Genomic DNA, 9816 nt, shown 5'->3' on the forward strand with positions numbered 1-9816 from the left:
GGCGCAACCGCATTCCAGACCTTTGCGGAGCTTGCAGCATAATTCTGTCCGCAGATCAGGCTATGCCGACATTGGGCAAAGTTTGCGACGGAACCCGTGCCGGCGCGCGTGAAAGTCTTTCAGACGCTCGGACATGGCCGCATGATTGGCCTTGAAGTCGGGCGAATTGGTGTCAATCTGGCTTTCGATCCGGCGTATGGTCACTCCTCCTCCGGAGCCAGCAGGGCGAGCGTGACACCGGGCCAGTCGCAGATCACGTCCGACAGCAGATAGCCCAGCGATCCCTGGCTGAGTTTGTCCCAGTCGTCATCGCTCCAACCGTAATTATGCATGAGCGGTCCGAGCGCGACCCCGCTGTCGGTGCACCGCCCGGTGATCACGATCTCGGCACCGCCGTCCAGAGCCGTGGCGATGGGGCCGGCACCCAGGTAGGCATTCATGCTCCAGACATCATCAGGAAAATCCACACCAGAGAACATTTCGGTTACACTGCGGTCTCGGATCTCGTCCGCGCGGTCCAGCAGGTCGTCGCCCAGCACGACACCGATGGAAAAGTCGATGCTGGCCTTCGCGGCAGCCGCGCGGATTCACCCCGCCAACATTGGCCACCACCTTGATCCCCTTGGCCTTGATCTTGTGCAACCACGGCACCAGCGCCTTGAGGAAATATCGCCCTTGGACACCAACTGCCCAATGGCCTCAGGCGTGTCGCCCTAGAAACCGGAAGCGCACCCGATGCGCAGTTTTCGATCCGTCATGTCCCCCCTTATCTGCCCGTCCATTTCGACGCGTGTCTTGCATCACAAAGCGCCACCGTTCGGCCCAAACAGCCGCAAGCAATGCTCACATCCGCATAATCCCCGAAGGAACCGTTCTCGAGAACACTTCCGAAATCCCCAACCTTCCACGACGCAATCAACAACGTTAAATCGCGAAAAGCACGTCTTGCAAAATTTTCTAACATATGTTTGATTTTAGTGAACAGAGAAGTCTGACATTCCGCTCGGGAGGAAAACCATGAACGGTCAAGACAGTGCAGCGAAGGCCGATCTGCAAGCCATCAAGGCAAACTATTTGCTGACCGATGAGCAGCGCCAGATCGTCGATCACGTGGATCGCGTGTCGCGCCAGGTGCTGCACCCGCTTCAGGCGCGTATGGACGAGGAGGAATGGTGGCCCGAGGAACTGGGCGGTTCGGGCCAGAACGAGTTCACCCAAGCGCTGGTGTTCGACGTGATCTCGAAATGGAACCCGGCCGTCGGGCTGTCGCACGGGGCGCACGACAACCTTTGTCTAAAAAACCTGCTGCGCAAAGGCTCCGAAGAACAGGTAAAGAAATATGTGCCGGGCCTGTGTTCCGGCGATCTTGTCGGCGCATTGGGGTTGACGGAGTCCGGCGCGCGCTTGGCTCCATGGCGACCACCGCCCGCCGCGACGGCGACGATTACGTCATTAATGGATCGAAGATCTACATCACCTACGGCTCGATCGCCGAAGTGATCCTGCTCTATGCCAAGACCGACAAATCCAAAGGTTCCAAGGGCATTTCGGCCTTTGTCGTTGAAACCGACAACCCGGGCTTTCGCGGCTTGCCCACTGGCGAACTGGTGTTCAAGGACTGCCGGGTGCCGGCCTCTGCCATGTTAGGTGCCGAGAACGGCGACGTGTCGGTGGTGATGAGCTGGCTGTACCTAGAACGCGCGATGGCCGCCTGTGTCGGCTTGCCCAAGGGCGCCGGGGGGCGCGGCGATATCCACAAGCTGGTAGCCGCAGCCTATCTTTATGCCGACGAGTCCTTCAACAAGGCGGTGACCGAGGCCTCTCACATCCACGGCGGCTCGGTCAACAACTTCACCGGTCATGGCAGATGACCCGCGCCGCTGCCGATCATTTCATGTATGAAGACGGCGGGTCGATCGTTTTTGTCACCGCCATTTCAACGCGCACCGCGCTCACCTGCTTTGCCCAAACCGTCGCCGCCCGCGCCGGCGTGACCGGCATGATGAAAACGCTGGCCGCTGAATGGGGCGAGTACGGGATCCATCTCAACTGCGTCGCGCCGGGAACGATCAAGACCGACGCGCTTGGTAGCTACCCCATTTCACCGGACCGGTGGAAAGAGCTGAACCGCTCGGTCCCGAACCGGATGAGCATGGCCGAGGATATTGTCGGAACGATCATCTTCCTTGCTTCCAATCTGGGAAATTTCATCCCAGGCGAGGATATTTATGTGGACGCCGGGGAAACCCTGCACATGGGCCATGATGCCTGTGATATGATTCATCCCGAAATGTTTGAAAAACGCGAACGAAGAGAGGGAAAGAATGAGTAACCCCCCCGTCCTGCTGGACATATCCGACAGGATCGCCACGGTCACGCTCAACGACCCGGCGCGACGCAATCCGGTCACCGGAAACGACATGATAGCCGCCCTTCTGAACACGTTTGCAAAGGTGCAGGCTGATCCACAAGTCAGCGTCATGATTCTCACCGGAGCCGACCCGGCCTTTTGCGCTGGCGGCGACATCAAGGAAATGAACAACCCAGACAGCATCTTTCGCAAGGAGCCACTTGCGGCGGCGCTGAGCTATGTCGATGGCGTGCAGCGTCTGCCGCAGGCGCTGTACAACATGGACATTCCGACGATTGCCGCGGTCAACGGCCCGGCGGTCGGGGCGGGGTGCGACCTGACCATGATGTGCGACATTCGCATCGCCTCGGAAAAGGCGAAGTTCGGCGAAGTTTTCCTAAACCTGGGGATCATTCCGGGCGATGCGGGAAGTTGGTTCATGCTGCGCCGTCTGGGTCACCAGAGGGCTGCTGATCTGACTTTCTCGGGGCGCATGGTCGAAGCCGAAGAGGCGCTGGAGATCGGTATGGTGCTGGAAGTCGTGCCCCACGCCACACTTTTGGACCGCGCCCGCGAACGTGCCGCTGTCATCGCATCGAAACCGCCACGCGCGGTGCGTGTTGCCAAGCGCCTGATGCGCAACGCCGAACGGATGGATCTACCGGATTTCCTGAATTCTGCGGCGGCCTATCAGGCCCTTATGCATCAGACCGAAGATCACCACGAGGCGGTTGCTGCGTTCCTCGAAAAACGAAAACCCAACTTCACAGGGCGTTGAAGGAAAGATCGCATGTCCGATATCACCAAAAAGAAGATGGAGCAATTCGCGCAGATGTGGAATGCGCGCGGCAAGGGTCTGATTACGCATATGGCGCTTGAGATCGAAGAGGTCGCGACCGAAGCCGTTCGGGTCCGGATGCCGTTCAATCCGGAGTCCTGCATCGACAGTGATCAGATTCTGCTTCATGGTGGTATCCTGACGGCCCTTCTGGACAGCGTCTTCGGGCTGGCGAACTTCGTGGCGATCGAGGACGTCAGCACCATGGCGCCCTTGACCTCAGGGTGGATTATCTGCGCCCGGCACGGTCGCGCGCGGATGTCATCGTGCGCGCGCATTGCTTTCGGCAAACCGACCATATTGCCTTCAATACCGGCAGCATCTCATTCGATGGTCATGAAGATGCGGAAATTGCGCGCGAAACCGCCTCGTTCGCACTGACACGCGTTGATACCAGCCTGTTTGAGGCGATGACAAAAGGAAAAGCCTCATGATGGACTTGCAAACCGTCAATGCCAACGTATCCCGTGTGCCGTTCTTCCGATTTCTCAACTTTGAGGTTCAGAGCCTGAGCGCTCTCCATGCCGACGCAGAGATGACCTTCGAACTACGTCACATCGGAAACCCGGTCATGGAGCTTTACCATGGCGGAATGATCGCAAGCTTCATGGAAGCTGCGGCGGCCATCGCGGTCCATCCCGATTTCGCCGACGTCCCGGCCAAGCCGATCAATCTGACCGTGGATTATCTTAGACCTGCCCCGGAGGGACCGCTGTATGCCCGCGCGAACGTGACCCGCAAAGGGAAGCGTATCGCAAGCGTCAGTGTGATTTCCTGGCAGACCACCTTGGGAAAGCCCGTCGCGGAAGGGCTTTATCACTTCCTTTTGGTGTGATAGGCATTTTGGCGTGGATCAGTGAATCGCATGTCCGGTGTAAACGGCATTCTCCCTGTCGCAAATGCCTTCCAACAAAAGCTTGATGAGCATGCCGGAGAACTCAGGCAATGAAAGATATCCGTCTTCTCCCGCCCGGTTCGGATCGAACCACTCCACCGTCCAGTTCAGGGCGCCCAGCATCTCCTGACGCAAGGGAACAATCTTGATGTCCGACCTTATAGCGTCGTCTTCCTGCGCCTCGCGCAAGATTCTATCCCACAATCTGCCATACTCGTGGCGAATTTTTCTGTGCCGCTCTCTAAAGTGGTTGGGCAGCATCCCGTAGCTTCTGATGTTCGCGGAAGTGAACTCGCTTGCCTTGAACAGAAAAGCCAGATGGGTCCAGATTGCTGTGGCTATCCTGGTATGATGGTCATATGGGGCATGAAATTCTTCGACCGCGGCGTTGACGCCCGATAGCAAGTCACACAGCCCCGCGTTCAGAACCTCGTCCACTATCTCTTCTTTGGACTTGAAATGGTAGTAGACGCTGCCCGCTTTCATATCCGCTTCTTCAGCGATCTGTCTCAGCGTGGTCGCCTTGTAACCATTGTCTCTGAGCATGCGTGCCGCGGCCCTCAGGATTTCGGCGCGGGTTTTCTTGGCCTTGCCGATGGATTTTGGGGCTTTGTCCGGAACCGCGGCGTTAACCTTCAGGCTTTTGGTATCAACTCGACGGCGCGAGCACATCCCGTCAAGTATCAGCTTGCTCATGCGTTCCGCAAGGACATGCACCGGATACCGATCCACATCATACCATTCCACGGTCCAGTTCATGGCGCTCAATACGAACTGGCGGATCGCAGTCACGGAAATATCGCTTCTCAGGTGCCCGTTACGCTTTGCGTCTTTCAGAAAACTGCTCCAGACTCCTGCATAGGAGGCACGCAACTCACGGTGCGGGGCGCGTGCCTCATCCGACAGCATCGGGTAGTTCCGGATATTGGCCGAGGTGAAATCGCTGTCAGTCAGCAGATAGGTCAGGTGCGTGTCGATCAGCAAAGCGAAGGTCTTGCGGAAATTCTCTGGATTTTTCTTTGCCGTCCGAACAGTTTCACTAACCTTATTGTAAAGTTGCCGCACACCAAGATCGAGAACCTCGCTCAGAATCTGGTCTTTGGATTGAAAATGGTAGTAGATGCTTCCGGCTTCTATGCCGGCTTCCTGCGCAATGTCGCGCATGGTCGTCGCGTAATAGCTTTCGTACCGGAAAAGGCGAGCAGCCGCAGCAAGAATGCGACCGCGTGTTCTTTCCGACTTGCTCAGATCATCTTCGGTGTGTGTGATGGCACCAGATTGTCTTTCCATTTGTTGTCGATACTTCTCGGCGGATAGGCTGTCCATTGCAATAAATCTAACAAATGTTAGAAGGCAGCAAAAAACCTCGTATCAAGTTCTTTGCCAAGATTTTAGCATAAGAGGAGGACCTCCACATGCGAGAATTGAGTGGAAAACCGGTGATCGTCACCGGCGCCGGCAGCGGCATCGGACGCGCGGTTTGCCAACGGTTCGGCGAAGAAGGTGCCGAGGTTGCGGTCTTTGACATGAACGAAGACGGGGAGAAGGATACCGTTCGCCTGATCACCGAGGCAGGCGGCAAGGCGCACGCCTTCAAGGTGGATATCACCGGGGAGTGGAAAGAACGTGGGGATCAGGCTGCTTCAAGTTGACCGGCTGAATCCTTCCATCGAGGGCAGCGGCTCTCACAGTCGCCACGCGGTGAGAGCCGCGCGGAGACCACCGCATCCTCTGCTTTTTGCCCATGCGGATATTCGCAATGTCATTCACAAGGCCCTCGGCCCGACATGTTGATACCGCTCGTCCTTGTTGTTTCCGCCTCGCATAGTTGATGGTGTGGATGCCGCCACCTGAAAAATGGAGAAAGATCAGTTGGCGGTGGGGCACTAAAGGCAAGCTGAGCTGCCAGTTCGCCGCAGCCCGTGTCCGGATCGTCGATGGCCACCGGCATCGTATGGCAGATGGCCGTGTGCAGGCCATGCCCGGCGACGAGGATGTCTGGCTGATCGGCGAACGTCGTGCGACCGGCGAACGGAAATACTACGCCTCCAACCTGCCGGGCGACACGCCGATCAAGGCGCTCGCCGCTGCTATCAAGACCAGATGGATCTGCGAACAGGCACATCAACAACTTAAGGAGGAACTTGGCCTCGACTATTTCGAGGGCCGATCCTGGACCGGCCTGCACAGGCTCGCCCTGATGACCATGATCGCCTATGCCTTCCTGCAGTCCCGCGGCCTCACCGCCGCGGGACGGGAAAAAAAGAATCCCCGGACCGCCCCCGCAACCAACCATGCCACCCGTCAGGCAAGCCATCCTCAACGCCTTCGCCAGACCTCCACCACGACGCTGCCCTCATTGTGAAAAGCTTATCGCAGAACGCTCGAGAGAAAATCTGGCGAAGTAGTGCTAATTGATTGGGGCGCAACTTAAAGCTTTTCGGTCAGTTCCGGCAGGGCGGTGAAAAGATCCGCCACGAGGCCGTAGTCGGCGACCTGAAAGATCGGGGCCTCTTCGTCCTTGTTGATGGCGACGATGATCTTGCTGTCCTTCATCCCTGCGAGATGCTGGATCGCGCCCGAGATACCCACCGCGACATAGAGGTTTGGCGCCACGACCTTGCCGGTCTGGCCCACCTGCCAGTCGTTGGGCGCATAGCCCGAGTCGACCGCGGCGCGCGAAGCGCCAACAGCGGCCCCCAGCTTGTCTGCCAGCTTCTCGATCAGTGCGAAATCATCCTGCGACCCAACGCCGCGACCACCCGATACCACGACACCCGCCGACGTGAGTTCGGGGCGATCCGAGGCCGCGACCTTGTCCTCAACCCATTCGGACAGGGCCGGATTCTCTGCCGCCGAGATCGTCTCGATCGGCGCGGCCGCCTGTTCGCCCGCCGCATCAAAGGTCGAGGTGCGGAAAGAGATCACTTTTTTGGCGTCGCGAGACTTCACCGTTTGAATGGCGTTGCCGGCATAGATCGGACGCTCGAACGTGTCGGCGTCAACCACGCCAGACGCGTCCGAAATCACCATCACGTCCAAAAGCGCTGCCACGCGCGGCAGTACGTTCTTGGCATCCGTCGTGGCCGGGGCAACGATATGGCTATACTCACCCGCGAGTGAGACGATCAAGGCCGCCGTGGGTTCTGCCAGACGGTGCCCGAGCGAGGCATCTTCGGCCACCAGCACCTTTTTCACACCGGCGATCTTGGCTGCCGCTTCGCCAGCCGCCGCCGCAGAGGCGCCACAACAAAGAGCGGTGACATCGCCCAGTTTGGCCGCAGCGGTCACCGCCTTGGCGGTCGCATCGAGCGCCAGTTCACCATCGGTGACTTCGGCGAGAAGAAGAACGGACATCATACGGCTCCCACTTCCTTGAGTTTCGCAACAAGCTCGTCCACCGAGCCTACGATCACACCCGCCGCGCGCGATGCGGGCTCTGAGGTGCCGGTGATTTCAAGACGCGACGTGACATCGACGCCGTAGTCGGCGGCGGTCTTCTCATCCAGCGGCTTTTTCTTGGCCTTCATGATATTGGGCAGGCTGGCATAGCGCGGCTCATTGAGGCGCAGGTCGACCGAAACAATCGTCGGCGTCTTGACTTTGATGGTTTGCAGGCCACCGTCAACTTCGCGTGTGACCAGCGCATGATCGCCTTCAACATCGAGCTTTGACGCAAATGTTGCTTGTGACCAACCCAACAGCGCCGAGAGCATCTGTCCGGTGGCGTTCATGTCATTGTCGATCGCCTGCTTGCCGCACAGCACGAGGCCGGCGCCCTCTTCCTCGACGATCTTGGCAAGGATCTTGGCCACGGACAAAGGCTCGATGTCGTGATGCACGTCGTCAGCAGCAATCACGAGGATCGCACGGTCCGCGCCCATGGCCAGAGCCGTGCGCAGGGTTTCTTGCGCCTGTTTCACGCCGATGGACACGGCGATGACTTCATCCGCCTTGCCCGCCTCTTTCAGACGAATCGCCTCTTCGACGGCAATTTCGTCGAACGGATTCATCGACATCTTCACATTGGCAAGATCGACACCGCTTCCGTCCGCCTTGACGCGGACCTTCACGTTATAGTCGATCACGCGTTTGACAGGCACGAGCACCTTCATTGGCATGGTCTCCTTAAGTTCGGGGTTTCGTTTTTCGGAAAAGGCTTCATGGCCTCGGGAAAATCATGCGCGCTCAGCAAAACGCTTTGGGCGTTTCGCTCGATGTCCAATGCTCCGAGATAGCTGAAACAGATAGACCGCGCGTCCGCCATCATGAACCTTGTCGACCATTTCGGATGCGGCCCTAGCCCCCTTGGCGACCTCGGACTGGAAGCCGACCAGTTCGCCGCCGCTGCTGAAATGATCGCCCCCGGTCATGATCAAGGCCCGGATCGTATCGTCCTGTTCAGCGTCGCGCAGATGCGCCACCAATTCCTCGACAAATGCGATGCTGTATGGGCTGCGCGTCTCTGGCTGAAGAAAGCGCAGGATTCCAATAGGGCCATCCCGCTCCAGGCGTGTAAGTTCGGTCATTCCGGCCTCCATTAGGTTCCTGTCCAGACCGACACCTGCACGCTCAAGCACGTCGGCACCCTTAACCAGTTTGCGCAGGATGTTCCGACCCTCGTCCGCTTTCCAGTTCAGGCTCAGCGTCTTCTTGTTACGGCCCAGAGTCTTCCACCAGACGCCAACCCTGTCCGCGGCGTTGGGTCCGAGATCGCGCATCATATCCGTCCGGTTGGGCGCCTCAACCTTAATGACCTCTGCACCGACGTCAGAAAGCAAGGCGGCTGAAAGCGGTCCGGCAATAGCATGACCAAGTTCGATGTTTTTCAGGTGATCAAGTGGTCCAGTCATCCGCTCTCATCGCTATTAATCTAACATATGTTAGTTTCATAACGGTGTAGAAGGCAAAACTCAATACATGAGATACGGAAGCAACCTCCTCGCCGGTGTGGGAAAGACCAACAAGCCGGTGGTAAGCGCGGTGGTGAAGACCGTCTTCGCCGAAAAGGACCGCGATCAGGCACATGCCCGTTGGCGCGAGGTCGCCGACAATCTGCGCGAGCGGTTCCGCGATGTCGCTGAGCTCATGGACAAGGCCGAGCACGACGTGCTGGCTTATACGGCCTTCGACGAGAGCCTGCGCTCGAAGCTGCACAGCACCAACCCGCTGGAGCGCGTCAACAAGGAGATCAAGCGACGGACCAACGTCGTCGGGATCTTTCCGAACCGTGAAGCCGTGATCCGGCTCGTCGGCGCGCTGATGCTGGAGCAGAACGACGAATGGGCCGTCTCCCGCCGCTACATGCCGGTGGAAAAGCTGACCGCCATGTGCCACGATGAAAGTGAGACGGCGATGATCGCCGCTCAGTGAACGAGCAGCACCAGCTATGAAGAAGCAGGTGGACGCCAGTTCCTACACCACTCCTCGGGGCACTACCGTCGAGGAGCTGATGCTGTAACGCGGTGTGTCTGTTTCGTACGAGACGATCCGGCGCTGGACCGTCAAGATCGGTCCCCTGATCGCCCACGTCCTGCGACGACGGCAGCCTCGCCCTGGTGATGTCTGGCATCTGGACGAGGTCGTCGTGAAGATGGCTGGCCGGTTATACTGGCTGTGGCGTGCGGTCGACCAATACGGTTCTCTTTTGTGGTTGCCGCCCGTAATGCAAGAAGTTTTTGACCCTATTGGCGTGTGATCGAGCGCACACTTTTGTCAGGCACTCGAAGTGCG

General features: G+C 58.3%; 12 protein-coding genes and 4 pseudogenes. 10 read left to right on the forward strand and 6 right to left on the reverse strand.

The genetic code is table 11. The features are described 5' to 3' along the window. Positions 1-200: 200 nt before the first annotated feature. Positions 201-651: pseudogene (locus tag ACSSVY_RS22260) on the reverse strand (acyclic terpene utilization AtuA family protein). A 366-nt stretch (positions 652-1017) separates the two neighbouring features. Here ACSSVY_RS22260 and ACSSVY_RS22265 point away from each other — a divergent pair. The 6 genes from ACSSVY_RS22265 to ACSSVY_RS22290 are packed head-to-tail and all read left to right on the forward strand — an operon-like array spanning position 1018 to position 4023. Beyond that, on the forward strand, positions 1018-1500 hold the full coding sequence (locus tag ACSSVY_RS22265; protein WP_454272196.1) for an acyl-CoA dehydrogenase family protein: 483 nt from the start codon (positions 1018-1020) through the stop codon (positions 1498-1500). Then, positions 1413-1871 carry an acyl-CoA dehydrogenase family protein gene (locus tag ACSSVY_RS22270; RefSeq protein ID WP_454272198.1) on the forward strand — a complete coding sequence of 153 codons (459 nt, stop codon included), beginning with the start codon at positions 1413-1415 and terminating at the stop codon, positions 1869-1871. Before ACSSVY_RS22265 ends, ACSSVY_RS22270 begins: the two co-directional genes overlap by 88 nt. Beyond that, positions 1868-2332, forward strand: a complete 465-nt coding sequence (locus tag ACSSVY_RS22275; RefSeq protein ID WP_454272200.1) for an SDR family NAD(P)-dependent oxidoreductase — start codon at positions 1868-1870, stop codon at positions 2330-2332. Before ACSSVY_RS22270 ends, ACSSVY_RS22275 begins: the two co-directional genes overlap by 4 nt. Then, positions 2325-3128 carry an enoyl-CoA hydratase-related protein gene (locus tag ACSSVY_RS22280; protein ID WP_454272202.1) on the forward strand — a complete coding sequence of 268 codons (804 nt, stop codon included), beginning with the start codon at positions 2325-2327 and terminating at the stop codon, positions 3126-3128. Before ACSSVY_RS22275 ends, ACSSVY_RS22280 begins: the two co-directional genes overlap by 8 nt. 12 nt (positions 3129-3140) lie before the next feature. Continuing rightward, positions 3141-3569, forward strand: coding sequence for a PaaI family thioesterase (locus tag ACSSVY_RS22285; RefSeq protein ID WP_454272203.1), 429 nt, complete (start codon positions 3141-3143; stop codon positions 3567-3569). Between the two features lie 49 nt (positions 3570-3618). Next, positions 3619-4023, forward strand: coding sequence for a PaaI family thioesterase (locus ACSSVY_RS22290; RefSeq protein ID WP_454272205.1), 405 nt, complete (start codon positions 3619-3621; stop codon positions 4021-4023). 18 nt (positions 4024-4041) lie between these two features. Here ACSSVY_RS22290 and ACSSVY_RS22295 read toward each other — a convergent pair whose 3' ends face one another. Then, positions 4042-5409 carry a TetR/AcrR family transcriptional regulator gene (locus ACSSVY_RS22295; RefSeq protein ID WP_454272207.1) on the reverse strand — a complete coding sequence of 456 codons (1368 nt, stop codon included), beginning with the start codon at positions 5407-5409 and terminating at the stop codon, positions 4042-4044. A gap of 89 nt (positions 5410-5498) precedes the next feature. Here ACSSVY_RS22295 and ACSSVY_RS22300 point away from each other — a divergent pair, with 89 nt between their 5' ends. After that, on the forward strand, positions 5499-5735 hold the full coding sequence (locus tag ACSSVY_RS22300; RefSeq protein ID WP_454272208.1) for an SDR family NAD(P)-dependent oxidoreductase: 237 nt from the start codon (positions 5499-5501) through the stop codon (positions 5733-5735). Here the strand turns inward: ACSSVY_RS22300 and ACSSVY_RS22305 are convergent. Continuing rightward, a pseudogene (locus ACSSVY_RS22305) lies at positions 5717-5892 on the reverse strand (ISKra4 family transposase); the annotation flags it as partial. The gene ACSSVY_RS22300 and the pseudogene ACSSVY_RS22305 overlap by 19 nt on opposite strands. Before the next feature lie 46 nt (positions 5893-5938). Between ACSSVY_RS22305 and ACSSVY_RS22310 the strand changes: the two are divergent. Then, positions 5939-6448: pseudogene (locus ACSSVY_RS22310) on the forward strand (IS701 family transposase); the annotation flags it as partial. A 65-nt stretch (positions 6449-6513) separates the two neighbouring features. Here ACSSVY_RS22310 and ACSSVY_RS22315 read toward each other — a convergent pair. The 3 genes from ACSSVY_RS22315 to ACSSVY_RS22325 all read right to left on the reverse strand — a co-directional run bounded on the left by ACSSVY_RS22315 (position 6514) and on the right by ACSSVY_RS22325 (position 8936). Continuing rightward, a complete protein-coding gene (locus tag ACSSVY_RS22315; protein ID WP_454272210.1) occupies positions 6514-7440 on the reverse strand; it encodes an electron transfer flavoprotein subunit alpha/FixB family protein in 927 nt (308 codons plus the stop codon). Beyond that, entirely contained in the window at positions 7440-8198 is a 759-nt protein-coding gene (locus ACSSVY_RS22320; protein ID WP_454272212.1) for an electron transfer flavoprotein subunit beta/FixA family protein, read from the reverse strand. The genes ACSSVY_RS22315 and ACSSVY_RS22320 overlap by 1 nt, the downstream gene beginning before the upstream one ends. Positions 8199-8261: 63 nt before the next feature. Then, on the reverse strand, positions 8262-8936 hold the full coding sequence (locus ACSSVY_RS22325; protein WP_454272214.1) for a CoA transferase: 675 nt from the start codon (positions 8934-8936) through the stop codon (positions 8262-8264). 67 nt (positions 8937-9003) lie between these two features. Here ACSSVY_RS22325 and ACSSVY_RS22330 point away from each other — a divergent pair, with 67 nt between their 5' ends. After that, positions 9004-9456 (forward strand): transposase, encoded by a 453-nt coding sequence (locus ACSSVY_RS22330; protein WP_454272216.1) that lies wholly within the window; start codon positions 9004-9006, stop codon positions 9454-9456. A 67-nt stretch (positions 9457-9523) separates the two neighbouring features. Beyond that, positions 9524-9733 (forward strand): annotated as a pseudogene (locus tag ACSSVY_RS22335) (DDE-type integrase/transposase/recombinase); the annotation flags it as partial. Positions 9734-9816: the final 83 nt, after the last annotated feature.

The organism is Roseovarius sp. MBR-51, assembly GCF_053628575.1.